At 49.4% G+C, this 26,696-nt stretch carries 26 protein-coding genes; 9 read left to right on the top strand and 17 right to left on the bottom strand.

Features of this window, described 5'->3' with window-relative positions:
- Positions 1 to 121 precede the first annotated feature (121 nt).
- The gene (locus AUC31_RS00650) at positions 122 to 544 is read left to right on the top strand and encodes a VOC family protein (RefSeq protein WP_058381860.1); all 423 of its coding nucleotides are present in this window, start codon (positions 122 to 124) and stop codon (positions 542 to 544) included.
- A gap of 96 nt (positions 545 to 640) precedes the next feature.
- Here the strand turns inward: AUC31_RS00650 and putP are convergent, their stop codons facing one another.
- Complete coding sequence (putP, locus tag AUC31_RS00645) at positions 641 to 2,164, bottom strand: sodium/proline symporter PutP (protein WP_058381861.1); 1,524 nt, start codon at positions 2,162 to 2,164, stop codon at positions 641 to 643.
- A gap of 109 nt (positions 2,165 to 2,273) precedes the next feature.
- On the opposite strand from putP, the gene AUC31_RS00640 reads away from it, so the two are divergent.
- The gene (locus AUC31_RS00640; RefSeq protein ID WP_058381862.1) at positions 2,274 to 2,636 is read left to right on the top strand and encodes a DUF2188 domain-containing protein; all 363 of its coding nucleotides are present in this window, start codon (positions 2,274 to 2,276) and stop codon (positions 2,634 to 2,636) included.
- Positions 2,637 to 2,694: 58 nt separating this feature from the next.
- On the opposite strand, the gene AUC31_RS00635 is transcribed toward AUC31_RS00640, so the two are convergent.
- From AUC31_RS00635 to desA, 3 genes are all read right to left on the bottom strand, one after another.
- The gene (locus AUC31_RS00635; protein WP_058381863.1) at positions 2,695 to 3,285 is read right to left on the bottom strand and encodes a response regulator transcription factor; all 591 of its coding nucleotides are present in this window, start codon (positions 3,283 to 3,285) and stop codon (positions 2,695 to 2,697) included.
- Positions 3,282 to 4,421 (bottom strand): sensor histidine kinase, encoded by a 1,140-nt coding sequence (locus AUC31_RS00630; RefSeq protein WP_058381864.1) that lies wholly within the window; start codon positions 4,419 to 4,421, stop codon positions 3,282 to 3,284. Before AUC31_RS00630 ends, AUC31_RS00635 begins: the two co-directional genes overlap by 4 nt.
- A gap of 144 nt (positions 4,422 to 4,565) precedes the next feature.
- Positions 4,566 to 5,585 carry a Delta(5) desaturase DesA gene (gene desA / locus AUC31_RS00625; RefSeq protein ID WP_058381865.1) on the bottom strand — a complete coding sequence of 340 codons (1,020 nt, stop codon included), beginning with the start codon at positions 5,583 to 5,585 and terminating at the stop codon, positions 4,566 to 4,568.
- A gap of 210 nt (positions 5,586 to 5,795) precedes the next feature.
- Between desA and AUC31_RS00620 the strand changes: the two genes are divergently transcribed.
- Positions 5,796 to 6,047 carry a hypothetical protein gene (locus AUC31_RS00620; RefSeq protein WP_058381866.1) on the top strand — a complete coding sequence of 84 codons (252 nt, stop codon included), beginning with the start codon at positions 5,796 to 5,798 and terminating at the stop codon, positions 6,045 to 6,047.
- Between the two features lie 43 nt (positions 6,048 to 6,090).
- Here AUC31_RS00620 and cydC read toward each other — a convergent pair whose 3' ends face one another.
- The 5 genes from cydC to AUC31_RS00595 all read right to left on the bottom strand — a co-directional run bounded on the left by cydC (position 6,091) and on the right by AUC31_RS00595 (position 13,231).
- Positions 6,091 to 7,794 (bottom strand): thiol reductant ABC exporter subunit CydC, encoded by a 1,704-nt coding sequence (cydC, locus tag AUC31_RS00615; protein WP_058381867.1) that lies wholly within the window; start codon positions 7,792 to 7,794, stop codon positions 6,091 to 6,093.
- Entirely contained in the window at positions 7,782 to 9,512 is a 1,731-nt protein-coding gene (gene cydD / locus AUC31_RS00610; protein ID WP_058381868.1) for a thiol reductant ABC exporter subunit CydD, read from the bottom strand. The genes cydC and cydD overlap by 13 nt, the downstream gene beginning before the upstream one ends.
- A 453-nt stretch (positions 9,513 to 9,965) precedes the next feature.
- Positions 9,966 to 10,688, bottom strand: a complete 723-nt coding sequence (locus AUC31_RS00605; protein ID WP_058381869.1) for a ZIP family transporter — start codon at positions 10,686 to 10,688, stop codon at positions 9,966 to 9,968.
- Between the two features lie 81 nt (positions 10,689 to 10,769).
- Positions 10,770 to 11,384 carry an NAD(P)H:quinone oxidoreductase gene (gene wrbA / locus AUC31_RS00600; RefSeq protein ID WP_058381870.1) on the bottom strand — a complete coding sequence of 205 codons (615 nt, stop codon included), beginning with the start codon at positions 11,382 to 11,384 and terminating at the stop codon, positions 10,770 to 10,772.
- Positions 11,385 to 11,590: 206 nt separating this feature from the next.
- Entirely contained in the window at positions 11,591 to 13,231 is a 1,641-nt protein-coding gene (locus AUC31_RS00595) for an AMP-binding protein (protein WP_058381871.1), read from the bottom strand.
- Positions 13,232 to 13,381: 150 nt separating this feature from the next.
- On the opposite strand from AUC31_RS00595, the gene AUC31_RS00590 reads away from it, so the two are divergent.
- Together AUC31_RS00590 and AUC31_RS00585 are read left to right on the top strand one after the other, a co-directional pair.
- The gene (locus AUC31_RS00590; protein WP_058381872.1) at positions 13,382 to 14,539 is read left to right on the top strand and encodes a class I SAM-dependent methyltransferase; all 1,158 of its coding nucleotides are present in this window, start codon (positions 13,382 to 13,384) and stop codon (positions 14,537 to 14,539) included.
- Complete coding sequence (locus AUC31_RS00585; RefSeq protein WP_058381873.1) at positions 14,536 to 14,790, top strand: hypothetical protein; 255 nt, start codon at positions 14,536 to 14,538, stop codon at positions 14,788 to 14,790. The genes AUC31_RS00590 and AUC31_RS00585 overlap by 4 nt, the downstream gene beginning before the upstream one ends.
- A gap of 901 nt (positions 14,791 to 15,691) precedes the next feature.
- On the opposite strand, the gene AUC31_RS00580 is transcribed toward AUC31_RS00585, so the two are convergent.
- Positions 15,692 to 16,111 (bottom strand): hypothetical protein, encoded by a 420-nt coding sequence (locus AUC31_RS00580; protein ID WP_058381874.1) that lies wholly within the window; start codon positions 16,109 to 16,111, stop codon positions 15,692 to 15,694.
- A gap of 146 nt (positions 16,112 to 16,257) precedes the next feature.
- On the opposite strand from AUC31_RS00580, the gene AUC31_RS00575 reads away from it, so the two are divergent.
- Entirely contained in the window at positions 16,258 to 17,181 is a 924-nt protein-coding gene (locus AUC31_RS00575; protein WP_058381875.1) for an ABC transporter ATP-binding protein, read from the top strand.
- Positions 17,159 to 18,100 (top strand): ABC transporter permease, encoded by a 942-nt coding sequence (locus AUC31_RS00570; protein ID WP_058381876.1) that lies wholly within the window; start codon positions 17,159 to 17,161, stop codon positions 18,098 to 18,100. The genes AUC31_RS00575 and AUC31_RS00570 overlap by 23 nt, the downstream gene beginning before the upstream one ends.
- Positions 18,101 to 18,149: 49 nt before the next feature.
- Here the strand turns inward: AUC31_RS00570 and AUC31_RS00565 are convergent, their stop codons facing one another.
- Together AUC31_RS00565 and nfsA are read right to left on the bottom strand one after the other, a co-directional pair.
- Positions 18,150 to 18,764, bottom strand: coding sequence for an NAD(P)-dependent oxidoreductase (locus AUC31_RS00565; protein ID WP_058381877.1), 615 nt, complete (start codon positions 18,762 to 18,764; stop codon positions 18,150 to 18,152).
- Between the two features lie 47 nt (positions 18,765 to 18,811).
- Positions 18,812 to 19,543: an oxygen-insensitive NADPH nitroreductase gene (nfsA, locus tag AUC31_RS00560; protein ID WP_058381878.1), complete on the bottom strand. Its 732-nt coding sequence runs from the start codon at positions 19,541 to 19,543 to the stop codon at positions 18,812 to 18,814.
- A gap of 103 nt (positions 19,544 to 19,646) precedes the next feature.
- Here nfsA and AUC31_RS00555 point away from each other — a divergent pair, with 103 nt between their 5' ends.
- Positions 19,647 to 20,204, top strand: a complete 558-nt coding sequence (locus AUC31_RS00555) for a M15 family metallopeptidase (protein ID WP_058381879.1) — start codon at positions 19,647 to 19,649, stop codon at positions 20,202 to 20,204.
- Between the two features lie 159 nt (positions 20,205 to 20,363).
- A complete protein-coding gene (locus AUC31_RS00550) occupies positions 20,364 to 21,410 on the top strand; it encodes a bifunctional glycosyltransferase family 2/GtrA family protein (RefSeq protein ID WP_058381880.1) in 1,047 nt (348 codons plus the stop codon).
- Positions 21,411 to 21,740: 330 nt separating this feature from the next.
- On the opposite strand, the gene AUC31_RS00545 is transcribed toward AUC31_RS00550, so the two are convergent.
- The 5 genes from AUC31_RS00545 to ribE all read right to left on the bottom strand — a co-directional run bounded on the left by AUC31_RS00545 (position 21,741) and on the right by ribE (position 26,693).
- Positions 21,741 to 23,420 carry a sodium:solute symporter family protein gene (locus AUC31_RS00545; RefSeq protein ID WP_058381881.1) on the bottom strand — a complete coding sequence of 560 codons (1,680 nt, stop codon included), beginning with the start codon at positions 23,418 to 23,420 and terminating at the stop codon, positions 21,741 to 21,743.
- A gap of 64 nt (positions 23,421 to 23,484) precedes the next feature.
- Positions 23,485 to 23,763, bottom strand: coding sequence for a DUF4212 domain-containing protein (locus AUC31_RS00540; RefSeq protein WP_058381882.1), 279 nt, complete (start codon positions 23,761 to 23,763; stop codon positions 23,485 to 23,487).
- 611 nt (positions 23,764 to 24,374) lie between these two features.
- The gene (gene ribH, locus AUC31_RS00530; RefSeq protein WP_058381884.1) at positions 24,375 to 24,842 is read right to left on the bottom strand and encodes a 6,7-dimethyl-8-ribityllumazine synthase; all 468 of its coding nucleotides are present in this window, start codon (positions 24,840 to 24,842) and stop codon (positions 24,375 to 24,377) included.
- Between the two features lie 12 nt (positions 24,843 to 24,854).
- Entirely contained in the window at positions 24,855 to 26,045 is a 1,191-nt protein-coding gene (locus AUC31_RS00525) for a bifunctional 3,4-dihydroxy-2-butanone-4-phosphate synthase/GTP cyclohydrolase II (protein WP_058381885.1), read from the bottom strand.
- Between the two features lie 12 nt (positions 26,046 to 26,057).
- Positions 26,058 to 26,693 (bottom strand): riboflavin synthase, encoded by a 636-nt coding sequence (gene ribE / locus AUC31_RS00520; protein WP_058381886.1) that lies wholly within the window; start codon positions 26,691 to 26,693, stop codon positions 26,058 to 26,060.
- Positions 26,694 to 26,696 lie beyond the last annotated feature (3 nt).

Raw genomic sequence — 26,696 nt, 5'->3', positions numbered from 1 at the left:
CTGCCCCCAAAAAACTGATTATTCAATAAACATTCCTTTACTTTTTCAGCTAAGGGACTATAATAAAGAAAGGGAATATTTGTTCGTATTTTACATAATCTTATAGAAAGGAGTTTTCACGATGACCGTCAATGTTTATATGATCTTTAATGGCAATTGCGAAGAAGCGGTTGCGTATTATGCAAAAGTATTCGCTACAGGTCCCGCGGAGCTTTCCCGCTTCGGGGATATGCCGCCAGAGCCTGGGCAGGAAATGCCCGAAGAAATGAAAAACCGGATTATGCATGCAAGCTTGGACATCCACGGGAGCGCGGTCATGTTTTCAGATGCCATGTCAGATGCCCCAATTGCAATCGGCAAGAACATTAACGTAACGGTAATATCCGATGACTTACACAAAATGACGAAAGAATTCAATCAGCTGGGGCAGGAAGGAAAAGTTCAGATGGAGCTGCAGGAAACGTTCTGGAGCCTCGGGTACGGCATAGTGGAAGATAAATACGGCGTCGTCTGGATGTTCAGCCATGACGATGGCCGGCAATGAACCGGCGATTCCGCTCCATCTGTGCCATGGCTGGTTGTTCATCAGGCATAAAAAAATAGGCTGCCCTCATTTAAGAGGACAGCCTATTTTTATGGATTAGTTCTTATCTTCTTGGATCAAACGCTCTGTTTCATCGAATTCGGCTTCGATTTCAGCGTTCGGCTTGTAAGTCATCAAGCTGACAGCCCATGTAACCAACCAGCTGAGGAAAAATCCTGGAATGATTTCATAGATGCTGCCGATAAAGTTCGTCAGGTCAGTTGCCCCTGGATCTTCAGGTACAGTCCCTACAAGGTCCCAAATGATGACCGTGACGGCACCGACGATCATGCCGGCGAGCGCACCTTTAGACGTGAGCTTGCGCCAGAACAAGGAAAGCAGGATAATCGGGCCGAAAGCGGCGCCGAATCCAGCCCATGCATAAGCGACCAAACCAAGAATGGTGTTGTTTTGCTCCCAAGCAAGCGCTGCAGCGACAACGGCGATGACGGCGACGGCGATACGGCCGAGCATGACATAACCTTTGGCGCTAGACTCTTTCTTAAAGGCGATTTTATACAAATCTTCGATCAGTGCAGACGAACTGACGAGCAATTGAGACGAAATCGTACTCATGATCGCTGCCAAAACGGCTGCCAGGACAAAACCGGCAACTAGCGGATGGAATAGCACTTGGCTCATGTCCAAGAACACGGCTTCCGGATCCACGAGAGTAGATTCTGGGTTTTGCTGGAAATAGGCAATCCCGACCAAAGCCGTACCCGTGGCACCAATGAGGCTCAAGATCATCCAGCCCATGCCGATGCGGCGGGCAGTACGAACTTCCTTCAAAGTTTTAATTGCCATAAAACGGACGATGATATGCGGCTGGCCGAAGTAGCCAAGGCCCCACGCTGCGGCAGAAATGACGCCGATGGTGGAAGCTCCTGAAACCAGGCTCAACATGTTCGGGTCGACTTCCCGGATGCTTGCTGCCGTTTCACCGAATCCGCCGGTAACGAAAATCCCGACGACCGGCACTGCAATAAGCGACAGGAACATCATGATCCCTTGCACAAAGTCCGTGTAGCTGACGGCGAGGAATCCGCCGAATAAAGTATAAGCGACAACTACCACGGAGCCCAAGATAAGGCCGAGGTGGTAATCCATTCCGAATGAGCTCTGGAAGAATAAGCCAGAAGCTACCATACCGGATGAAACGTAGAATGTGAAGAAAATCAAAATGATAATACCTGATACGATCCGCAAAAGGCGCGAACGGTCTTTCAATCGATTTTCTAAGAAGCTTGGAATGGTGATGGAATCACTGGTGACAAATGAGTAGATCCGCAGACGAGGCGCAACAAAGAACCAGTTTAGGAAAGCACCGATTGTTAATCCGATGGCGATCCAGACTTCCACGAGACCTCCGACATAAATCGCTCCGGGCAATCCGAGCAATAGCCATCCGGACATATCGGATGCGCCGGCGCTGAGAGCCGCTACGGATGGTCCGAGTCCCCTTCCCCCGAGCATGTAATCGGATAAGTCGGCTGTCTTCTTATACGCATACCAGCCAATGAATAGCATAGCCGCGAGGTACACGAGTAAGGCTATGATTTGATAGGTTGTATCTGTCATGACATCTCCTCCTTATTAAACACTTTAACATAATGAGCTTATATGAAAAGGGGGCTTTGCGTTTTATTTCCTATTTAAATGGGGATAGAGAGGCAAGGAGGCGATAAATATGCCGTGGAATAAGAATGATTACCCGGATTCTTTCAAAAATTTGGATGAAGGCGTTCGCAACAAAGCCATCGAGATTGCCAATGCGTTATTGCGCGATGGCTATGAAGAAGGGCGTGCGATTCCGATTGCTTTGGATCAGGCGCGTGACACTGTCCAAGGAGACAGCGAATCACCGGTCTACGAAATCCGCAAGCATTCAGAAGGCTGGCAGCTGAAGAAGAAAGACAGCAAAAAAGCCATCCTTATCGAAGAAACAAAGGATGACTTGATGGGCGAAGCGAAGCGCTATGTCAACCGCAATAATGGTGAGCTCCACGTCTACGGAGAAGATGACTCACTGCAGGAAAAATTATATGATTAACACCCAAAACAGCAGGACAAGGAAAGCCCTCGCTTTCCTTGTCCTGCTGTTTTGTCGTTCAACTTTTTTCACGGTAGCGGGCAATGGCCTCAATCCGATTGCTCGCTTCGAGTTTATCGAGAATCGTGGAAATGTAATTGCGCACTGTACCTGTCGTGATGAACAATTCTTTAGCGATTTCTTTCGTGCTGCGCCCTTCCGTGATCAACTCCATCACTTGCCGCTCGCGTTCAGTGAGTGGGTTGCTGCCGGCATACGCAAGGTCGACGAGTTCCGGGGCATAAATCCGGCGGCCATCCATGATGGTACGGATCGATGTCCCAAGTTCTTCGCTTGGGCTGTCTTTTAAAAGATAGCCGCTGACCCCTGCTTTTCGTGCCCGTTCGAAATAACCTGACCGCGCGAAAGTCGTCAAGATAATGGTTTTACACGGGTGGTCTTTCAAGGCTTCTGCCGCGTCCAAACCGCTCTTGACCGGCATTTCAATATCCATGATGCAGACGTCCGGGTTCAGCTCCTCGACCAAGCGTATTGCTTCCTCCCCATTGGACGCCATGCCAACCACTTCCAAATCATCTTCCAGGTCCAGTAACGACCCGAGCGCACCAAGCATCATGCGCTGGTCTTCCGCTAGTACAATTCGAATCATGAATTTCTCCCCTCCATATCTTGATAAAGAATGACATTCGGCACCCGGATATTCAAGGTCGTGCCATCCATCACTTCAATATCGACTTGCCCATTGACGAAGTCCAGACGCTCGCGCATGCCCGCAAGCCCATTGCCCTGGACTAGTGGGTTGCCTTCAGGAAATCCGACGCCGTCGTCTTGCACTTGCACAAGAATTTCGTTTGGCGTCTGCTTGATTAGCACCGTGCAGCGGGAGGCTCCACTATGCTTTACAACATTGGTGACCGCTTCCTTCAAGCACATACTCAATACGTGTTCCATTAACAGCGGCGTATTGTTGAGTTTGGCATTGCCGTAAAAGACAAAATCGATGTCCGCCGCCCGGAGAATTTGTTGGATGCGCAATAACTCATCTTCAAGTTTCGTGCCGCGCATATCCGTCACCAGTTCCCGCACTTCCTTCAAAGCGGTGCGTGCAGTCTGGCGGACATCCTGGATTTCGGCCGCGGCGCGTTCCGGGTCTTTACTGAGTAGTTTCCCCGCCAAGTCACTTTTCAAGCCGATTAATGACAATTTCTGGCCGAGTGTATCGTGGAGATCGCGTGCGATCCGTTCACGCTCCTCAATCAGCACAAGCTGCGAAATCCGCTTATTGGCATCTTCGAGCGCCCCTTCAAGCTTTTCGCGTTTATGCCGGTTATAGGTATTGAATGGCAATAAGATCACACCGAGAACGCTCAAAATGATAAACGGCAATTGCGTGATATACAGATTGAAATCGACCAGTAAGCCGTAGATGATCGCGGCAAGCGTAGTCCCAATATGCAAGCCGTAAATAATGAAAAAGCCGACTTTGCTGCGGATATTGCCGATGAAGAACGCCAAAAAAATCGCCAGGTAGACGTAGCCGAATAAAAAGATCATCGCGACATTGATAATCATCTCGACGCTTACCCATAAGTACACGAGAAACGAATGCGAACTGAACGACAAGCGGTAGGCGATGAAAAACGCCACCAATAGGATGATGCCTGCTGCGATTTCAGTTGGGGAAGACGAGCGAAAAATGAAAAAGAACGGCAAAATGCAAAAGATTGTCCATGCATAGATGCTCAACCATGTATTGCGGGGGAAAATTTGATACCAGTTTTGCATAACTGCCTCCTAAAGTTTCTTTGTTCCCATCATACCAAAGCTCGTAGACAAAGAGAAAACCTGCGCAGTTCCCTATTGCATACAAGGGTTGCCGCAAAGAAAAAACTGCGCTTGCCTCTTTGTTGAGGCAAACGCAGTTCTACTTTATTGCTGTACTGTCCGTGAGTCGCCAAGCAAGTGCTTGATGGCGCCGAATGTCACAAACCTCTTGTTTTCTTCATCGTACACTTTGTACTTCAAGGATTGAAAGCTTGTCTTCAAGTTGACCGTCGTCGCTTTTTGCAATGGCGGCGTGGAAACATGTGCTTTCTCCAAGTTGTAGTTCGGTACGCGAGGGCTCAAGTGATGGACGTGGTGGAAACCGATATTGCCAGTCACCCATTGCAGCACTTTCGGCAATTCGTAGTACGAGCTGCCTTCGATTGCTGCTTTCACATAATCCCATTCGCTTTCATCCTCGAAATAAGAATCTTCGAATGTGTGCTGGATGTAGAACAACCAAATGCCTAGCGCCCCAGCAGTGAACATGATCGTACCTTGAATCAATACAAATGCCTGCCAGCCGATTGCCAAAATCATGATCGTATAAAGAACGACCAATGCAGCATTAATGAAGTACGTATTGTTGCGTTCTTTCTTGCGTGCATCTTTACGGTTGAAACGGCTTGAGATCAATACGAGGAATAATGGCCCTAACCCAAACATAACGAGAGGGTTGCGATACATACGGTATTTGAAACGTTCCCATTTGGAAGCTTCTACGTACTCGTCAATCGTCATGACCCAGATATCGCCGACTCCGCGCTTGTCGAGGTTGCCGCTCGATGCGTGATGAATCGCGTGCTCGCGTTTCCATTTTTCATAAGCGAAAAGCGTCAATATGCCGGTAATCGTTCCGACGACCGCGTTCGCTTTTTTGTTTTTAAAGAACGATCCGTGTGTACAGTCATGGAAAATGATAAACATGCGGACGACAAATCCAGCTGCGACGATGGAAATCCCTACTGTTAGCCAAACAGAAACATCCAGTGCGAGATAAGCTAAAAACCAAAGAATGAAAAATGGGGGTATCGTGTTAATTATTTGTTGAACACTTGCTTTAACATCTGCTTTTTCGAAAGGGGCGACAAACTTACGTAATTGCGCTGTCTTTTCTTTGCTCATATCTTGTCTTCCTCCTAGAATGGGCGTCGTGCCCATCGGTGTACTTGTTAATCATCATATTACGCTCCTGCCGTCTTCTTCATAAGACATAAACGTCTGTTTCTGAGTATGACACCTGTCATGGTTTTTGCTTTTTCCATAACTTTCTAAAATCAAGAAAAACGTGTATACTGAATTATATGCAGAATAATCTGAATAGAGGTGAACACTATGACAGGACTGGTAGCCGTCATCATGGTCTTTTCCATTCCCCTCGTCGCTATCTGGACGGACTATTTGACCAAAAAGAAGAAAATGCACCAGCGTGCGCTGGAGACGGAAGTGGAACTCGAAAAGCTCAAGCATGACAATTACCTTATCGAAACACAAAAGCTGCGGCTGGAACTTGAACAAATGAAACTCGACGATGCCTTAAAGCACCAACCACTCATAGCCGAACGGCAAAAAGACGCGTCTGCATAGACGCGTCTTTTTTGTAGCGCAGTTTTCGGCCAGCCTGAACAGCTCAGACGAAAACTTGTTCCTCTATTTTCTTTAAACCGTAGAAATAACCACGGCGGTCCATTAATTCCTGGTAATTGCCCTGCTCGATCAAGCGTCCGTTTTCCAACACCAGGATGCGGTCCATGCTTTCAAGCCCCGATAAATCGTGGCTGATGATGACGAACGTGTCCTGCGGATGGCGGGCGAACAGCTCGTTGTAGATCGCTTGGGCGGTTACACCGTCGACCGATGAAAACGGTTCGTCCAGCAGCCATAGCCGCTCGCCTTTCAGGAATGCCCGTGCCATCGCGAGGCGCTGCTTTTCACCGCCCGATAAATTGCGGCCCTTTTCATAAACTGGTGCAGACAGCTCCAAATGTCCCAAGCGTACGAGTTTGAGTGCTTCGTGCAATTGTTCTGTGTCCGCCTGCTCATTCGCAATGCGCAAATTGCTCTCGATTGTCCCTGAAAAGAAATGGTTCTCCTGAAGCACGATGTTCATGCGCTCCCATACATTTTCTGGGCACATGCCACTAAGCGCTTCATTTCCGAAACGGATTTCGCCATTCTCGGGTACTGCCACTTTCAGCAATAGCTGCAATAAGGTCGACTTGCCTGAACCGCTCGGTCCGACAATCGCCGTTTTGGATCCTTGCGGCAACTGGAAACTGACTTCATCAAGCGACAAGCGGCTGTCATTCGGATAGCGGTAGCTTAGACGATCGGCCTGAATATCCACCGGCCCCTCTGGCATCGTACCGGCGCTGTTATCCGGCTCTTCATCCACCACTTCGTCAAGCCTGCGCGCAGCGATCCGGCTTTCTTCATAATACGCCGGAAGTGCAGCGAGTGGACCGACATTTTCAAATGCCCCAAGCGATACCATGACAAGCATCGCCAAATACAGACCGGACAATTCCCCGATGGACACGAAATACGCCCCAGTCGCCAAAACGAAAAACGAAGCCAGAAAAGCCACAAGCGCATTCACGGATTGGACACGGTTTTCTTCAAGCCCTTCGTTTTGCTGGGCCTGTTCGTAACGGTGTGCGCTTTCCTGTAATTCTGCGCTTTTTTGATCGAGCGCCAAATGGATTTTCAAATCCTTGAATCCGTAAAGAAATTCCGCCGATGCGGCCGCAAACTCTCCACGGGTTTCTCCTGTCGCATGTGTTTTCTTCCGTCTCCGGAGAGCGAAGAATGCCGGCAGGACGACGACCACAAAAATTGCGCCTGCCAAGACGATCAAGGCCATGGGCAGTGAATAAAACGAAGTGAAGAACACTGTGGCCACCAAGACCATGCCCACGACAATCGGTGGGTACAATACGCGCAGCAGGAAATTTTGCAAACTTTCCACGTCGCCAACGATGCGCGATAACAGATCACCGCTCTGATGGCGCTGAAAAATGCCCGGTGCGAGCGGTGCCAGCCGCTCAAAGAAACTGCTGCGCAAATGGCCGAGCATCGTAAATGTTGCGCGGTGTGAAAACAGCCGTTCCGCATAACGGGTAATGGCGGCTGCAAAGCCGAATAATTTAAGCGATGCTGCCATCACGACCAAAGTCGTCATTTGGGCAGTCAGCGCTGCCTTCGAAATCAAATACCCACTTGACCCGAGAAGTGCCACACCGGCAAGCCCCGCCAGGAAGCCAAACATTATGGCAAGAGCAACGTCCCGTTTTTCTTTCAGCGTCAGCCAAAAAACCGTTTTTAATTCACCCATGCCTGTTTGCCTCCTTGCTGCGCCTCAATCATGGAACGGTACGGACTGAAGCTGTCCATTAGCTCTTCGTGCGTGCCGATGGCTTCCACTTTCCCTGCTTCCAAGACGATAATGCGTGATGCGTTGCGGATCGTGTGCAGACGGTGTGCAATCGTGATAACGGTAGCTTCTTTCGACAGCTCTTCGATGGCATTTTGCAGCACTTGCTCTGTATGAAGGTCGAGCCCTGCAGTCGGTTCATCAAAAAACAATAACGACGGCTTCTTGAGAAATGCACGCGCTAACACAAGCCGCTGCTTTTCGCCGCCAGACAATCCGCGCCCCGCTTCACCGATCACCGTTTCGAATCCTTCAGGGAGCGACTCGATCAATTCCAGAATGCCCGCTTTCTGTGCCGCTGCAATCAATTCTTGTGGCGCCACGGCTTGATTCGCCCCGAGTTCGATATTTTCTTTAATCGTCCCTGCAAATAAATAAGGGTCTTGCGTAATGTAGCTCAATTGCCCGAACCATTCATCTTCGCCCACTTGTTCTTGCGGGAGGCCGTTGATCAGCAATCGCCCGCTCGTAGCCGGCAATAACCCCGCTACAACATTCATCAAGGTGCTTTTGCCGGAACCGCTTGCCCCGACCAGCGCGGTAGATGTTCCCGCTTCGAGCTTGAAACTTGCCGGTTCGAGCTGAAACCCTTCCCCGTACTGAAAGCCGACTTGCTCTAACGCCAACTCAATCGGTGCATTGACTGGGGATTCGCCCCACACGACCGGCTGATGGTTTTTCGCCAATTCTTCTGCCAGCAGCTCAGCAGATGCCGCACTGCCTCTCGCCGTATGAAAAGCGCTGCCAAACTCCTTCAATAAATTGAAGAAATCCGGCACGAGCAGCATGACGAGAAAAGCCGGGAAAAAGGTGATGCTATCGAAAACGACAAGGCGCAAACCGATTTCGAGCGCCACAATCCCGATACTCAGCATGGAAATGTATTCAAGCGTCAAAGAAGACAGAAAAGCTGATTTCAAGACGTCCATCGTCGAATCGCGGAATTTCAAGCTATTGTCACGGATCGTGTCGCTTTGCCGCTTCGCCTGGCCGAATAAGCGCAACGTTGTCAGCCCTTGCAGGACATCGAGAAAAGCGCCTGAAAACCCAGCCAATTGCTCGACTTTTTCATCTGCCTTCTGTTTCGTTCTTTTGCCGACGATCGCCATGAACAAAGGGATGAACGGCGCGGTGATCAAGATGATCAGCCCCGTTGTCCAGTTCAGGTAAAAAATCACCCCGAGAAGCATCAGCGGAATTGTATAGCTTTGGATCATCTGGGGAATATATTTACTGAAATAACCATCCGTGTCATCGACTGCTTCGAGCAGCAAGCCGACTTTCCGCCCCGACTGCCCGGCAATCGACCCTTGCAGCGGATTTTCTTTATACGAAGCAATCAATTCCCGGCGCAAACGGCGTCTCGCTTCCACAGACAGCGTGATGCCGAGCCGGCCGATCGCATAACTTGCGCCAGCCCGCAGCACAATGACCGCCAGCAGCGCAGCCAATAACGGCAGTACGTCTTCAAAAGAGGCGGATTTCAGAAATACTGAATCAGCTACCCATACAAAAAACAAAGCCTGCCCGATCATCGCAAGCCCTTTTGCCAATGAGGCTAGAAACAACAACCGTATGCGATTGTTCTGGCTGTAGGCCATTTGCTTCAAACTTCCCATTCCCATCGCCCTTTCTTTCACTTACCCCTATTATAAAGGAGCAACAGGTAGATTCCTTTGGGGACGCACGCCCTGAAAGCCATTTCCCGGGAAATTGTTACAAAACGGTTCACATTTCATAAAGAAAAGCCACGCAGCAAGGCTGCGTGGCTGGAATATCGGATATTCGCTCATTTCACGGCTTTCTTCGGGAGCTTGGGAAAACGATTGCCTGTAACCACAAGGCATCATCTTGGATCTTTCTCTTTAAAGAAGTATCCAGGCATTCCTGGCACTCTGCCGTCAATTTCTGAAGTTCATATTCAAAGACTGCCTCTTCCTCTTTCGTGATCATGGCATAAACATCACCTTTCGACACTAACGCGAGGATTGCGCACGTGATTCATTACCTAATACTCTACCCGATATCCTAAAGATTATTCCCCTTTTTTATAAATGGCATCATTTTTTTATTTAAATGAACAATAGCAATACAGAGTATACGGCCAGTCCTATTATAAAAGCACCTAGACTACTTTCACGCTCTTCGGGCAATTCTTCTTTCAGTACGTTTAGAATAACACCGCCCGCAATCAAGGCCATGAGAAATGCAATGATCAATTCATGCACTTCCGTCATCCAGCCAATGAACCAGCCGGCGACGATTGCCGCAGCGAGAAGCCACCTGCCGTAACGGTCATACTCGCCTTTATGCGCTTCCCGGAGGCCTTTGTCATTGGTAATGAAATGGACGCCGAGCGCAATGAAAAACAGGGCCATCCCGACCACGCCTTCATATTCCTCGCGCATCATCAAGTAGCCAATGACCCCGTTGTACATAGCAAAGGAGCCGATATGGATCCAGAAGACGCCTGAAGAAGACTTGCCTTCCGCTGTCCGGCGCTTCGAACTTTTCACCATTTGCTCCAAACCGTAAAAAATGACCAGCCCCGCCATTGCAGCTAAGTAAATATGATTGCTCAGGAAGCTTTCCCCCGGGCCGCCGAACTCCTCGTGAACCTCTTCTTGAAATTCGCCTAACTCAGGCAATAAATGCAAAAATACGTAGGCGACAGAAATGCCGCCTGCAATCGATAAGAACCGGCTGCGCGGTACAGCTTTCAAGAAATTCATGTTTTTCGAAAATAGATGGATAACGACAAATCCCATTACAAACAGCAAGCTAAGCCATTCCAAACTACCACTCCTCGACTAAAAAAGCAGACAGGCGCATTCGCCTGTCTGCCAGCATTCGCCTTTTTGGCGTGTAGTTTTTAGTTACCCGTTCAAGCCGTTTTTAACCCATCCAGCAACTTGCACCGTACGTTTTGCCTGGTGTGCCACGGCATCTTGTACATCTTCGACCATATTGCCGTCCTGGTCGACCGTGACGCTCGTGCCATAAGGGTTGCCGCCTGCTTTAAACAATACTTCATCTGTATAGCCAGGCGCCGCAATGATCGCACCCCAATGGTGCATCGTCGTGTAAACCGAAAGTACGGTCGCTTCTTGCCCACCGTGCGAATTTTGCGCAGAAGACATGGCGCTTACCACTTTATTCGCCAATTTGCCTTGTGCCCATAAGCCGCCGGTCATATCAAAGAATTGCTGTACTTGTGAAGAGACATGGCCGAAACGCGTCGGCACACTGAAGATGATGGCGTCTGCCCACTCAAGCAAATCATTATCGGCTTCCGGCACATCTTGCGTCGCTTCGTAATGCTCTTTCCAAGCGGGGTTCGATTCAATCGCCCCCATCGGCGCATTTTCTTTCACTTTTGCAATCTTCACTTGTGCTCCTGATTCTTTTGCAGCCGATTCTGCCCATTGTGCCATTTGGTAATTGGTTCCTGTCGAACTGTAATAAATAATCGCTAAGTTTACGTTGCTCATGTCATAACCTCTCCTTTATCGATTTGCTCCGTGGCTTGCACGAATTATCCTATATTCAAGATAACTTCTTTTACTTGTGTGCCCTAATTGGCGCGACATTAAACTTTCTTTTCTGAATATCGCTGATTATTTACAAATGAACAGTCGAAGGGTCTATCCAACAGAAAACCAGATGAAGGATTGCCTTCACCTGGCCATTTTTTTCATTAGTTGACGTTCTCAGCGATTTCTTCCGACATTTCGCGCAGCTTGAATTTTTGAATTTTCCCGGATGCAGTCATCGGGTATTCTTCGATGAATTCGATATAGCGCGGGATTTTATGATGGGCGATTTTTCCTTTGCAATACGTCCGCAGTTCATCCGCACTGAGCGTCTCGCCCCCTTTCAAGATAACCCAGGCCATCAATTCCTCGCCGTATTTTGGGTCCGGCACCCCCACCACTTGTACATCTTGTACGGACGGGTGCTGATAGAGAAATTCCTCAATTTCACGCGGGTAGATATTTTCCCCTCCGCGGATGACCATGTCCTTGATGCGGCCCGTGATCGAGATATAGCCATCTTCGTCTTCAACGGCAATGTCGCCTGTATGCAACCAGCCATCAGAATCGATTGCTTCTTTCGTGGCTTCTTCGTTTTTGTAATAGCCTTTCATGATCAAATAGCCTCTCGTGCACAATTCGCCAGGCATGCCTTTCACGACTCGTTCGTCAGTCGCCGGATCGATGATTTTCACTTCGACGTCGTCATGCGGCTTGCCGACCGTCGCGACGCGTTTTTCGATGGCATCGTCTTTGCCGGTCTGCGTGATGACCGGCGATGATTCGGTTTGCCCGTAGGCGATGGTGATTTCGCTTGCACCCATATCGCTGATGACTTTCTTCATTACTTCGATCGGGCAAGTGGAGCCTGCCATGATGCCCGTGCGTAATGTCGAAGTATCGAACGAGTCGAAATCGGGATGGTTGAGTTCGGCGATGAACATCGTCGGCACGCCGTGAAGCGCGGTGCATTTCTCGTCCTGCACCATCTGCAATACGCGCTTCGGCTCGAACTGTTCCGCGATGACCATCGTCGTCGCGTGCGTCACTGCTGCGAGCGTCCCAAGCACACAGCCAAAGCAATGGAAAAACGGCACCGGGATGCACAGGCGGTCGGTTTCATCCAAATTCATCATATCGCCGACGAGACGCCCGTTGTTAACGACGTTGCGATGCGTCAGCATGACGCCTTTCGGGAATCCGGTCGTCCCGGATGTGTATTGGATGTTAATGACTTCGTCCGGAGCCATCGAACGAAAGCGCTGTTCGAGCTGCTCATCCGTCACTCTTTCGGCGAATGCTTCAAATTCACTCCATGTGTAGATGCCCGGATAGCTATTTTCGCTCATGACGATGACGCGTTTCAGATGCGGAAGCTTAGGCGAATCGAGCTGTCCTTTTTCTGCATGTTCCAGCTCCGGGCAGACTTGATTCAACACTTCGATATAATCCGTCCCCTTGAATTCTTCCCCCAGAATCAAGGTTGTGGAATCCGATTGCTTCAGCAGATACTCCAGCTCATTCGCCTGGTAGCTCGTGTTGACGGTGACCAGTACGCCGCCCATCTTGCCTGTGGCATATTGGCTAAGCAGCCATTCACGTTTATTGTCGGACCAAATGGCGATATGCTCGCCTTTTTCAATGCCTAGCCCCATGAACGCTTTCGCCAGCGCATCGGTCTCTTGGTCAAATTCGGCATAGGTTTTGCGGATGCCTTTTTCCGGATAGACATACGCTTCCGTCTGCGGAAACTTTTTCGCCTGCTCCCGTACAATTTCCCCTACTGTTTGATCGAGAATTGCCATTTCTTTGTCCCCCTTGTTGAAAACGGTTTCATCCATTTCATTATCACAAAATTCCAAATAAAAGGAAAGCGCCATTTCCAGCTTGCGAAGTCGCCCCAGACTGCCAGCCGTGCTAAAATGAGGCTATCATAAAGACGGAAGGGATTTTCCATGGAACTCCAAACTATGCACGCCCAACTTGCAGAAAAACTGCACAGCCACGCACTCGTCACGGCCACCATCAGCCAGCCACGCCAAAAATCGAACGACTTGAAACGCATCAAATTAAAACCGGTCGAACTGAAAGAAGGCTACCGCATCCAGTTCGAATATCAATATGAACAGATCTTGAAACACCAAAACCTGACAGTCGAACAGGCAGCTGCAGAGGTCGAACAATTATTCGCCGACTTCCGGCAAGGCTTGTTCCAGTTCACCGACGAAAAAGTCCAGATCCAATTGACCAAAAAATTCAAAGTGAGCTATAAATCAGAAGCGGACGTACACGCTGCCGCCGATTTGTCCCACAACCGCAAGAAAGATTATCTGCTAGCGGATGGCAAGCCGTACCCGTTTCTTGTGCGACTCGGCGTCCAGTCACCGGATGGTAAAGTCAAGAAACAGAAATACGATAAATTCCGCCAGATCAACCGCTTTATCGAATTCATCGACGATGCACTCGAGCATTTGCCGAAAGACCGCCCGATCCGCATACTCGATTTCGGCTCCGGCAAATCCTACCTGACCTTCGCGCTGTATCATTATTTGCGCATCGAAAAAGGACTCGACCTGCGCGTCACGGGGCTTGACTTGAAAAAAAGCGTCATCGAGGAATGCCAGAACATCGCCCGTGACCTCGACTACCAGCAGCTGGAATTCCTCGTCGGCGATATCAACGATTACGACCAAGACACCGCAGTCGATATGGTCGTCACGCTTCACGCATGCGACGTTGCGACTGATATGGCGCTCGCCCGTGCTGTTAAATGGAATGCCGGTGTCATCTTGAGCGTGCCGTGCTGTCAACACGAGCTCAATGGCCAAATCCAATCATCCCCGCTTGATATCATGCTGCAGCATGGTTTGATCAAGGAGCGCTTTAGCGCACTCGCGACCGATTCCATCCGTGCGGAACTGCTTTCTTTGGTCGGCTATGAAACCCAATTGATGGAGTTCATCGATATGGAGCACACGCCGAAAAACATTTTGATCCGCGCTTACCGCACGAACAAAAAACCGGCAGCGGGACAATTGGAGCGCTACCGGGAATTCACCAAACTGTTAAATGCCAAACCGTTTCTTGAAAACGAATTGAAGGAGCTCCTATGAAACGAAAAAATTTAGTCAACGGCATGATCCTTGCTTTCTCGGTCATCTTTATCCGTTTTATCGACGTCCGCGTCTACGATATGCCGCTCATATTGACTTTAGCCCTTTTGATGGTGCTGATCTACGGGGGCATCCGCCTCGTCGAACGCTTCCCGGCACTTGATGAACCCGTCAGCAAACGGACCTCGCTGATCACCAACACTTTGGTCATCGTCACCATCTTCCTTGCATTCTTTGTGCTCGGACTTTAACTTCAGATATGTGTGGAAGGAATCAATGCTTAGCATTGGTTTCTTTTTTTGTGAGAATAAGTTTGATTGTGGAATTGTTGCTGATGTTGATTTAAGCTTCATCTACTAGTTGCCGGCTAGCGGGGGAATCGCTTCCTGGTTTGAGCGCATATGAGGATAGCGAGGGTTTGCGTGTCGAAGTGTTTCTGCATTCGATTCGGGCTTCACCTTGCTATTCGCCGTCCGGCTTTGGGTTGGCCTTTGGCAGTAAGTCAGGAAGAGCACCTGTCTTACTGCGTCGGCTCACCCTTGACGCCGGCAGCTGAGAGATTTCATTGCAAGCTGACTGTTTAAGTAGATCTGCTTCTGTATGGAGTTGCCGGCTAGCGGGGGAATCGCTTCCTGGGATGCAGCATCTGACATATTATAGCTTGAGTAGAAAATCTTGTTGATGGAACAGAAATAATCAGACTCTCTGCATCAAAGATGATTTAAACTGCAAAACATGAAGCATTTCTACATTTTCTGTCGAGTAAACAGGAAAAAATTTCCTTCCACTCTAAAACTAGAGACGCAGTGGAAGGGGGCTGACGCCTGTGGGACCGCGCGGGCTGGCGAGACAAACGTGCCGCGCTTTTTGGCACGTTGGCTCAACACCCGCCCCACGGCAAGTAGCCCCCTGCAACGAAGTCGAAAAGCGGAAGCTTTTCAAATCTCTTCTTTCTATCTAACAGTTCTTGTCGCATCAGCTGCATGACTCGCATCCTGTGAGCCTCAAGCAGCCTCCTGTAACGCAGTCGTAAGCGGAAGCTTTTCCACTCCGCTTCCCTAAATTTCGTTCCATCTTGCAGTTGAATATTTGCCAACTATTTTTCACACAAAAAAAGCCGCTTCTTTTTTTCAAGAAGTGGCTTTCAACTATTCAAGGCGTGTTGTCGTTCGGCTTTTCATCCGCCTGTTCTTTGACGACCGACTCAATATAGCTCTTCACCGGCTCCAGCGTCAGTTCCAGGTGGCTGGTTTCCAGATGCTTCGCCAAATAATCGAGCTGGTGGTCTTCTACCGCATCTGACTGCAGATTGAGGACATCATTGATATAGAGCATGCCTTCATTTGTCGCCATCGGGGAATCGACGCCGTCTTGATTTCTTTCCTCGACCGCTTCCAAGCCATGGACCAGGCCTTGTTCTTTCAATTCGGCCATCGCCTTTTTATACTGCTCTACCCCGATGCCTTGCGATAAGCGGCGGTCGAGCTCTTGAATTTCCTCCAAAGATGCGCCTTTGTAATACTGTGCGTAATACGCCATGAGCACTTGTTCTTTTTCCTGCAATTCATTCATAAAGCCAAACCCTCCATATATTCGTTGTTAATTGGTTTATTCCCGTTGAGGCGATAGTTAAGCCTGCCGGATTTCCAGAAAACTGAAACTTTCTGGGAAATGAATCGTTAGTACTGAAGGAAGCAAAACGGAAAGAGGTGGCTCATATGAGCAATGAGAAAATTGTTGAGATTCGCAAGCTCTCAAAGACGATCGGCAAAAAGCAGATCATCAAAAACTTGAACTTGGATCTCCATAAAGGGGAAATTACCGGGTTTCTTGGGCCGAACGGGGCAGGTAAGACGACGACGATCCGCATGATGGTCGGATTGATGAAGCCGACGCAAGGCGATATCCTGATTGGCGGTAAATCGATCCGCACCGATTTTGAAAGAAGCATCGAAAAAGTCGGCGTCATTGTCGAAAATCCGGAGATGTATAAATTCATGTCCGGCTACAAAAACCTGGTGCATTTCGCGCGTATGCATAAAGGTGTGACAAAAGCCCGCATCGACGAAGTAATCCAGCAAGTCGGGATGCAAAACCGCATCAAGGAAAAAGTCGGTTCGTATTCACTCGGCATGCGCCAACGCCTTGGCCTTGCACAAGCACTCCTCAACAATCCAGAGTTTTTGATTTTGGATGAGCCGACAAATGGCCTCGACCCTGCAGGCATTCGCGAATTCCGCATGTATTTGCGCAAAGTGGCACGTGAGAACGATGTCGCCATTTTCGTCTCCAGCCATCTATTGTCAGAGATCGAATTATTGTGCGACCGCATCGCCATTATCCAGAACGGCGAATTGATCGACATCAAAAATGTCAACGAACATCAGCAATCCCGCTATTACATAGAAGCCAAGCCGGCCGACCAGGCGAAACAAGTGCTCGAAGAAATAGGCTTCACGGTGCATCCGCATGAAAACGGCTATTTGATCGATACAGAACCGGAGCACATCCCGGGCGCCATCAAGCTGCTCACTGCTGCAGGCGTTGATCTATACGCTGTCCAGCCGCACCGCACCACCTTAGAAGATCAATTCCTTGAAATGACTGGAGGCGGCGAAATTGCTCAAGCTCATACAAAATGAATGGATGAAATTATGGAGTAAAAAAGCGACATGGATCATGGCAGTTTTATTGATTGTCATCTTATTGGCAAATGCGGGCATCACCAAATGGATCGAATCCACCTCCCCGGTGCCAGAGATGGATTGGCAGGAGATGGAAATGATGAACTTGGCTTCAGCCGAGGATCAATTGCAAAATCCGGACATTGGCCCTGCCCAACAAGATTATTACGAAGGCCAGGCAGCCATCGCAGAATACCGCTTGGCCAATGATGCTGAGCCTTTCAAAGTTGAAAGTCTGCAGCAGCAAGTGCTGGATGGCCATATGATGCTATCGCTCGTGACATTGTTTACGGTCATCGTCGGCGCGGGAATCGTTGCTTCTGAGTTCTCACAAGGAACGATCAAGATGCTGTTGACGCGCCCGGTTAAACGATGGAAAATACTGACATCCAAATACATTACAACGATGTTGTTTGCCTTATTATTTGCCATTCTTACTTTCGTATCGATCGCTTTGTTCAGTTGGATTTTCTTTGGAGTTGGAGACGGCGCATTCCTGGTGTGGAACGGATCGGAAGTGGTGGAAGGCTCTTACTGGGCTGAAGCATTGAAACTATCCGTGCTTAGCTTGGCGAGCACATGGATGATTGGTACGTTCGCGTTCATGCTCGGGACGGTTTTCCGCTCCAGTTCGCTTGCGATCGGCGTATCGATTTTCTTGATGTTTGTCGGCGTGCAACTCGTCTTCTTGTTGCAGCGCTTTGAAATCGTCAAATATTATTTGTTTACACATACCGATTTGACTCAATTCTATACTGGCTTCATGCCCATCCCAGATATCACGATGGCCATGTCGCTCATCGTTTTGACTGTTTATTTCCTGGTCTTTATGGTGATCAGTTATTGGACATTCTCAAAACGTGACGTTACTGCCTGATGCATGCAAAAACCCCTTGAACTTTTCATAGTTCAAGGGGTTTTGTCATTCAATATGCAATGCCGACGCGGCTTTTCAGGAAATCATCCGAATCCAATTGCTCATAGGCGAATAATGCCGTATCACCGGCCGTGATTTCTTTGCCGTCTTCAGGCAGGTAATTTTCTTCAAAACGGAAATAGCCTTTCGGTTCGCCGTCCGGCAAATACGTTGGGCATACGATTGTCCAGTCCAATTCACTTTGTTCCAGTGATTTATAGGCTTTTTCATGTTCTTCCGCCGCAAAGGTCAGTTGGCGCTTGGAATCGCCGCCCTGGTAGCGGAGCAGCCCTGGACTCAAGCGGCTGTTCAAAATACCGGCGGTCCCGATAGTGATGATGCGCCGTATGCCTTCCGCTTCCATCGCCTTCACGATCAGCGGCGTCGCATCCGATAAGGTAGTCGTGCGATCGGTGCCGATTGCGCTAATCACAGCATCCGCCCCTTCGAGCGTCTGGCGAATGTCCTCTTCGTTGCGGACATTTCCGACGATCATATCCAGATTCGCATGGGGTTCAAGGTCTGCTCTCCGAACCAGCGCTTTCACTTCATGGCCGTCGCGAAGCGCCATGTTCAAGACATATCTGCCGACTCTTCCCGTTGCTCCAAATAAAGCGATTTTCATTGCTTCTCAGCCTCCTCAATCATTCCAGTTATTGATGAATGCACTTCTTATTTGAATAGATATCCGCGTTTCGCCAAGACATCCTTCAAATCGGGGCGATGCGGCTTGTTCAAGAACGTCGCCATCTGTTCGCTCCATTTCGCAGTTTTTTGATTGTTTGAACGTGCAGCATAATAGGCCATGATCGTTTCATCATATGCCGGCAAAATTTCTGCGTATTTCGCTTCGTCGTATTCATTTTCATGAAGCACAGCTTCTACAGGAAGACGCGGCTTCACTTCGTTGGCTTCGTTCGGAACGCCGACCGTTAAGCCGTAGACCGGGAAAACGCCTTCTGGCAAACCAACAAGTTTGCTGATTTCTTCCATATTGTTGCGCACTCCACCGATATAGCAGATGCCATAGCCTTTGGATTCAGCGGCAAGTGCCAAGTTCTGCGCGAGCAACCCGACGTCCGTGACCGCGACCAACAAGTTCTCCGCCTGGTCGAAGACAATGTCTTCGCCCTGCAGTTTCGCGGCGTGCCCCAACCGGTTGTAGTCTGCGCACATTAAGAACACAGCTCCTGCCCCTTCCATCTGTTTCGGGTTTTTGGACAGCTCACCAAGGCGTTTGCGCTTGTCTTCATCCGTCACCCAAACGATGGAATAAGCTTGCACGAAGTGGGACGTTGCCGCATATTGAGCCGCTTCGACCAATTCATGGACTTGCGCGCGCGTTAGTGGCTGGTCTTTATAGTCGCGGACCGATGCATGTGATTTCATTAATTCAATGACCATTATGTATCCCTCCAAAAATTCTGTTTCTCTTATCGTACCAAAAACTCCTGCCGGATACTTGCTTAAGGATTTTTGCTACAATCATGTTACGAGGTGAAATTACTTGAAAACATTCCGCACCGTCTTTTCTTTGCTATTCTTGCTCATCCTCGGTGCATTTTTGTTCATTTGGATCGAACGCGAAATTGAAGAGCGCAACGAACGCGCTGATCGGCCGCTGCCGACTGGACTGCACCCGATCGTCGAATCTAAACGCGACCAGCTCATCGCTCAAGCTGAAGAAGCCGGCATCGATATCCTCATCACCGACGGTTTCCGTTCCGTTGAAGAGCAGAACGAGATCCATGCCCAAGGCCGCTCGCGGGGCGGGAACGTCGTCACTTATGCAGAAGGTGGCGAGTCCTACCATAATTACGGACTGGCCATCGATTTCGCGCTGCGCTTGCCTGATGGTTCTGTCGTTTGGGACATCGAGCGCGACGGCAACGAAAATGGCCGTCCCGACTGGTTTGAAGTAGCGGACATGGCCAAAGAGCTCGGCTTCGAATGGGGCGGTGATTGGCAACGTTTCAAAGATTATCCCCATCTTCAACTGGATTTTGGCTTGTCGATCCGTCAGCTGCAGGATGGCTACCGCCCCGAAGATGTCATCTCCGATTAAGTTGCATGCGGGATTATGAATCGATTCCTACCAAAAACCGCCAAGCAATTCCTGCAGGGCACGACTAAAGAACCGGAATTGGGGTAGTATCATTATATAGAGATAGAAACATATGCCAGTATCTTATTTCTGGATGCCAGAAATGGAAAGAGGTTGCCTGTGGAACAATTCGCTATCGTCATTCCGGCTTATAAACCGGAAGAGCCATGCAAACTTATAATTGAAGAAGCGATATCAGCCGGCTTTTCCCGGATCATTGTCGTGAATGACGGCAGTGGAGCCGCCTATGAAGGCTTTTTTGATGAGCTTAAAAAGTTTCCGCAAGTAACTTTATTGACCCATGCAGTCAACCAAGGAAAAGGGCGCGCGTTGAAAACGGTGTTCCATTATATCCTCAATCATCAATTGCCGATCGAAGCCATCATTACTGCTGATGCAGATGGCCAGCATTTGGTGTCGGATATGGTCAAAATTGCCAACGAGCTGGATGCTTCGCCGAACCATGTGGTGTTGGGGTCTCGAGATTTTTCTCAGCCTAATATCCCGTTCCGCAGCCGTTTCGGCAACCGGTTTACGCGCCTGTTATTCCGCTTGTCGACCGGTGCCGACCTGAGCGATACACAGACCGGCCTGCGGGGAATTCCTGTGAAGTTTTTGCCAAGGCTGCTCGACGTGCTCGGCGAACGCTTTGAATATGAAATGAATATGCTCGCGGCGTTGAAAAAGAATTACATCCCGGTATCGGAAGTGACGATTGAAACCGTTTATTTGGACGAGAATAAGTCGTCCCATTTCCACCCGCTCCGAGACTCTTACCATATTTACAAGATCTTTATATTCTACGGGATATCAGGCGCGGCCTCATTCGGGCTCGATATCGCCTTGTTCTGGCTGTTCGTCCAGCTCTTGCGAGACGAATCGCCGGAAGCGTTCATCATCATCGCCACAGTGGCGGCACGCATCCTGTCTTCCCTATTCAATTACTATATCAATCGCAACAAAGTCTTTAAGCAGGGCTCTAGGCGATCCTTGCTGCGCTATTATATATTGGCAGCTTTCATCATGGGCGTTTCGGCTGCCTCGGTCCACTTCTTGTATGCAGAATGGCTCGGCCGCGGAGAAGTAATCTTGAAAGTGATGGTCGATACGGTGTTGTTCATCTTCGGTTTCGTGGCCCAGCGCGCTTGGGTTTTCCGCAAAGAATAAAGACCGTCACTCCCATTTGGCGCACGTAGAAAAGAGCGGAGGCTTGAACTTCCGCTCTTTTCAACTTATCGAGAAAGTTAAGAAATCGTATTTTCCGAAGCTTATCGCTCGCTTTCCGTGGGCTCGCGCCCAAGCCTCCTCGTCACTACGCTCCTGCGGGGTCTCGGTCGTCTCGCTGATCCACTGGAGTCGAGCGAACGCTTCTCCAAATACTTAGATAGGTCATTGATTTTTAAATGTCAAAACGCAATCACGTTTTTAAAAGTTTAGTGGACCCTAGACTTATTCAACACTATGAAAAGAGCGGAAGCTTAGGCTTCCGCTCTTTTTTCAATGCTCCGGACGTTTGGTTTCGACCGGGTCGGTGCGCCATACTTCACCGTCTTTATATGTCATGCCTTCTGGATAGCGCAAGTCCAGCACTTCTTCTTGCGTTTCTTTCGATGGCGGCTTCGTCGCCAGTGAAACGATGATGATCGTCAAAATTGCCGCCGTTGCTCCGAAGACCCCGGCGCCTGTATCGATAATGCCAAGAATCGTAAAGCCGCCGAATTTAGCAGCGAAAATATACGTCAAGGTAACCGTTAAACCGACCAACATGCCGGCAATGACGCCCGGCCCATTCGCCCGTCTCCACCATACGCCAAGAATCAGCGCTGGGAAGAACGTGCCGGATGCAAGCGCAAATGCCCATGCCACAATCTGCGTGATCGCGCCCGGCGGATTCAACGCCACGATGCCGGCTGCGACAGTCGCGATGATGATTGACGAACGACCTACGAGCAAACGCTGGCTTTCCGTCGCTTTCGGGTTGATTGAACGATAATAAATATCTTGTGATAACGCGGCGGAAATGGCAATCATCAGCCCACCTGCTGTTGAGAGTGCCGCGGCCATAGCACCAGCAGCCATCAAGCCAACAACAAAGACGCCGAGATTGGCGATTTCAGGCGTTGCCATGACCACGATATCGTTGCTGATAACGATTTCTTCCCACTGCAGGATGCCGTCACTGTTTGTATCCGCCACCGACAATGAGCCGGTGTTGACCCAAGATGTTGTCCAAGCCGGAAGATCGGCGATCGAAGAGCCGGCTACTTGAGTCATCAGGATAAAACGGGAGAATGCTGCGTAAGCCGGTGCAGACAAGTAAAGCAAACCGATGAACAATAATGCCCACGCCCCGCTCCAACGAGCTGCTTTCATTGTAGAAACCGTGTAGAAACGCACGATAACGTGAGGCAACCCAGCTGTTCCGGCCATCAATGTAAACATAAGTGCCAAAAACTGCCATTTGGTCGCTTCCGTAAACGGCACAACGTATTCAGAAACGCCAAGCTGTTGATCGAGCTGCTGGAGTTCACCGATAATCTGCCCGTAAGACAGCCAAGGAATCGGGTTGCTCGTCAGTTGCAGCGACATGAAAATAACAGGAATTAAATAGGCGATGATCAAAACCAGGTATTGAGCCACCTGTGTCCACGTAATCCCTTTCATCCCGCCAAGTGCTGAGTAGAAAGCGATCAAAACGACACCGATGATCGTCCCGACAGCTGTCGGCACTTCCAAAAGCCGGCCAATTACGACGCCTGACCCTGAGAGCTGCCCAATAGAATATGTAAAACTGATGATGATGGTGGCAACTGCCGCGATCAAGCGCGCGGTGCTGCTGCTATAGCGGTCGCCAATAAACTCCGGCACCGTGTAGCGCCCCGATTTCCGGAGCTGCGGCGCCAATAGGAAAGTCAAAAGCAAATAACCACCTGTCCAGCCCATGATATAGGCAAGGCCGTCATATCCGAGCAACATGACCGTCCCCGCCATCCCGATGAACGACGCGGCACTCATCCAGTCGGCACCGATCGCCATCCCGTTGAATACAGCAGGAACATTGCGCCCCGCTACATAAAAGTCGGATGTTTGCCTGGCCATATTATAGACGGCGATGCCGATATACAAGCCGAATGTTGCCAGGATCAATACAAGTGATACGAGAAATTGTGAATCCACTGCTTCTCCCCCTTGTCAATTATGCAATTTTATCCATCGCTTGCAGTCAGTCGGAAGCACTTTGCTATTTTTTGTCTTCCAAGTCTTGATCCAAACCGAATTTCTTGTCGATCCGGTCGTTGACGATGGCGTTAACGAACAGCAAGATGATGAAGGTCAACACTGCTCCTTGCGCTCCCATGAAATAATGGAAAGGCATTCCATTGACGCTGAAGCCCGACAATTCCTCCGCGAACATGACAACCCCGAAAGATGCCGAAAACCCGATCAGTAAATAGATGGTGACCAACGTGGTACGAGTCCGGAAATACGCATCTGCTTGTTTTTTATCGATTTTCCTCAAATTACTCACCCCTTTGCCGGTTTAGAAGCCGAATTCCTCTATTGCGAAGTTCACCCCCTCAACTGGAAAATAAAACGGACCGTATCCAGGAATGGGAGTGGCACCATAATGACTTTGACGAGCATGAATGCAAAAATCGATGCAAATGGAAGGAAGAAATAGACTACCTTCCGCCTTCTTAACCCTGCTACTACAGACACGATGGTGATAAGGCTCAATATAAGAACCCAAATCATCGACTCACTCCTTCTTTGAAAACGCTAACAAATATGCCTACGGACGGCCTATCACAGCTAATGATTCGCCTTTCCCCCTCCCTTTCCATTTTAAGGATAATAGATGGTTTCTTTTTTCATTATTCTAAAACTTCTGTTAATTGTCAATGCATTATTATAATAAGATTTAAACAAAATATCTTTTGAACTCGATATATTACAGGTCGAAATTTTATCGCTTTGCTATGCCATCAAGCGAAACGCCATAAAAAAATGAGCCTACATTCATAAAAGAATGCAGGCTCATCGTGTTTATTCACTTGTATTAAATGACTGATAGTCAGAAAATATCTGGTTCATTCCGCCAATCTAAAACCTGTTTTCAGCTCTTTGGGATCAGTCGAATGCTTTCATCAAATTGCCCATTTCAACTGCAGAAACCGCCGCTTCGTAGCCTTTGTTTCCGGCTTTCGTGCCAGCGCGTTCAATCGCCTGCTCGATCGTTTCCGTCGTCAAGACACCGAAAATGACCGGAACGCCTGTCGACATGCCGGCTTGCGCAATGCCTTTTGCCGCTTCGCTGCAGACATAATCGTAATGCGTCGTCGAACCGCGAATCACGGTGCCAAGTGCGATGACGGCGTCGTATTTTTTCGTTTCCGCCATTTTTTTCGCGACCAGCGGCAATTCAAATGCTCCCGGTACCCAGGCAGTATCGATGTTTTCCTTATTGACGCCGTGGCGCACCAAGCCGTCGACGGCACCGTCCAGCAGGCGAGACGTGATAAAGTCATTGAATCTCCCTGTAACGATTGCTATTTTTAAATCCGAGCCAATCAAATTTGCTTCGTAAACTGTTTCCATTGTAAACACTCCTTAGTCGATTAGATGATGCATCCGTTGTTTTTTCGTTTTCATGTATTGTGTGTTGTCTTCAGTCGGCGGGATGACGAGCGCGAGCCGTTCTTCCACTTCGATGCCGTATTCGATAAGCGCATCTGTCTTGGCTGGATTGTTCGTCAACAGCCTAACGCGCGACACGCCCAGATCTTTCAGCATCAAAGCGCATAATGTATAATCGCGCATTTCCGCCGGGAAGCCTAGCTGTTCATTGGCTTCGACGGTATCCAAGCCCTGCTCTTGCAGCTCATACGCTTTCAGTTTGTTCAACAAGCCGATGCCGCGACCTTCCTGGCGCATGTAAAGGACGATGCCCGTCCCTGCCTGTTCGATCAATTCAAGCGATTTCGTAAGTTGCGCCCCGCAATCGCAGCGGCGCGAGTGGAAAATATCGCCGGTCAAGCATTCTGAGTGAATGCGCACAATCGGCGCTTCCACCGATTCCGGATTTCCTTTGACGATGGCGACATGCTCTTCTGTATCTAACCGGTTGGAGTAGCCAACCATGCGGAATTCACCGAAGTCGGTCGGCATGTGGACACTCGATTCCCGCTTGAGGATCGGGTCTTTCTCCGCGCGATACGCATAGAGATCCTCGATGGTAATAAGTTTCAAATTGAACTCATCCGCCAGCTTTTCCAGTTCCGGCATGCGCGACATCGAGCCGTCAATGTTCATGATTTCACAAATGACCGCTGCCGGTTCGCTGCCGCTGAGACGCGCCAAATCGACTGACGCTTCCGTATGGCCTTGGCGCTGGAAAACGCCGCCTGATTTTGCGACAAGCGGAAAGACATGCCCCGGCCGTTTGAAATCCTGCGGCACGGCTTTTGTGTCGAGCATTTGCAAAATGGTGTCCGACCGTTCGAATGCACTGATGCCCGTCTTGGCATCTTTATGATCGATGCTGACGGTAAATGCTGTTTCATGATGGTCAGTGTTATGGCTGACCATTTGGTCGAGTTTCAACCGCAAGGCGATATCGGGCGAGACCGGCGTGCAGATGAGCCCCCGGCCGTGAGTGGCCATGAAATTGATGTTTTCAGGCGTCGCATGTTCAGCAAGACAGACAAAATCGCCTTCGTTCTCCCTTGATTCGTCATCTACTAGAATAATGACTTTTCCTGCCTGCAAATCCTTTACTGCTTCTTCGATTGTATTTAGCATCGGTTTGCTCCTTTAAAATCCGTGGCGCCGCAAATAATCGGCGTTCATCGGTTGTTTTGGCGCATGCTCCATAAAACGCTGCACGTACTTCCCGAACATATCGGTTTCAAGATTGACCGAATCGCCTACTTTTTTGCTGCCCAAAGTCGTTTCTCCTGCCGTATGCGGGATAAGCGAAACGGTCAAATGATTTTCGCTGAGTTCGAAAATCGTTAAGCTGATGCCGTCGATCGCGACGGACCCTTTGACGATCGACTGCGCAAGCAATTCAGGAGGCGCCGCTATATCGATATACATGGCATTTTCCTGTGGGCGCTTGCGCAAGATCTTGCCGACCCCATCGATATGGCCCGCGACAAGATGTCCGCCGAAACGGCCATTCGCCGCCATGGCACGTTCCAGATTGACAGCACTGGATGTACTAAGTGAAGAAAGGGTCGTGCCGTGGAAGGTTTCCGGCATGACATCCACCGTGAAACGGCCGCTTGATAAAGAAGTCACGGTCAAACAGACCCCTTCGACTGAAATGCTATCGCCGATTTTCGTCTCTTCTAAGACAACATTTGCACGGATCGTCATTTCCATGCTGGATGCGCCGCGCTTGATGCCGGCGAGTTGCCCCTTTTCTTCAATAATGCCTGTAAACATTTG

It is taken from the genome of Planococcus rifietoensis (assembly GCF_001465795.2).
Classification (GTDB): Bacteria; Bacillota; Bacilli; order Bacillales_A; family Planococcaceae; genus Planococcus; species Planococcus rifietoensis.
Note: the sequence above shows the minus strand (reverse complement) of the source record. Positions and strands in the feature narration are given on the sequence as shown.

Coding starts and splice junctions, on each gene's coding strand:
- AUC31_RS00590 (WP_058381872.1), top strand. CDS start 13,382: ATGGAACTCCAAACTATGCACGCCCAACTTGCAGAAAAACTGCACAGC.
- AUC31_RS00640 (WP_058381862.1), top strand. CDS start 2,274: ATGCCGTGGAATAAGAATGATTACCCGGATTCTTTCAAAAATTTGGAT.
- nfsA (WP_058381878.1), bottom strand. CDS start 19,543: ATGGTCATTGAATTAATGAAATCACATGCATCGGTCCGCGACTATAAA.
- AUC31_RS00525 (WP_058381885.1), bottom strand. CDS start 26,045: ATGCTAAATACAATCGAAGAAGCAGTAAAGGATTTGCAGGCAGGAAAA.
- cydD (WP_058381868.1), bottom strand. CDS start 9,512: ATGGGAAGTTTGAAGCAAATGGCCTACAGCCAGAACAATCGCATACGG.
- desA (WP_058381865.1), bottom strand. CDS start 5,585: ATGAGCAAAGAAAAGACAGCGCAATTACGTAAGTTTGTCGCCCCTTTC.
- AUC31_RS00650 (WP_058381860.1), top strand. CDS start 122: ATGACCGTCAATGTTTATATGATCTTTAATGGCAATTGCGAAGAAGCG.
- AUC31_RS00580 (WP_058381874.1), bottom strand. CDS start 16,111: ATGAATGAATTGCAGGAAAAAGAACAAGTGCTCATGGCGTATTACGCA.
- putP (WP_058381861.1), bottom strand. CDS start 2,164: ATGACAGATACAACCTATCAAATCATAGCCTTACTCGTGTACCTCGCG.
- AUC31_RS00585 (WP_058381873.1), top strand. CDS start 14,536: ATGAAACGAAAAAATTTAGTCAACGGCATGATCCTTGCTTTCTCGGTC.
- AUC31_RS00635 (WP_058381863.1), bottom strand. CDS start 3,285: ATGATTCGAATTGTACTAGCGGAAGACCAGCGCATGATGCTTGGTGCG.
- ribH (WP_058381884.1), bottom strand. CDS start 24,842: ATGGAAACAGTTTACGAAGCAAATTTGATTGGCTCGGATTTAAAAATA.
- ribE (WP_058381886.1), bottom strand. CDS start 26,693: ATGTTTACAGGCATTATTGAAGAAAAGGGGCAACTCGCCGGCATCAAG.
- AUC31_RS00630 (WP_058381864.1), bottom strand. CDS start 4,421: ATGCAAAACTGGTATCAAATTTTCCCCCGCAATACATGGTTGAGCATC.
- cydC (WP_058381867.1), bottom strand. CDS start 7,794: ATGGGTGAATTAAAAACGGTTTTTTGGCTGACGCTGAAAGAAAAACGG.
- wrbA (WP_058381870.1), bottom strand. CDS start 11,384: ATGAGCAACGTAAACTTAGCGATTATTTATTACAGTTCGACAGGAACC.
- AUC31_RS00575 (WP_058381875.1), top strand. CDS start 16,258: ATGAGCAATGAGAAAATTGTTGAGATTCGCAAGCTCTCAAAGACGATC.
- AUC31_RS00620 (WP_058381866.1), top strand. CDS start 5,796: ATGACAGGACTGGTAGCCGTCATCATGGTCTTTTCCATTCCCCTCGTC.
- AUC31_RS00565 (WP_058381877.1), bottom strand. CDS start 18,764: ATGAAAATCGCTTTATTTGGAGCAACGGGAAGAGTCGGCAGATATGTC.
- AUC31_RS00595 (WP_058381871.1), bottom strand. CDS start 13,231: ATGGCAATTCTCGATCAAACAGTAGGGGAAATTGTACGGGAGCAGGCG.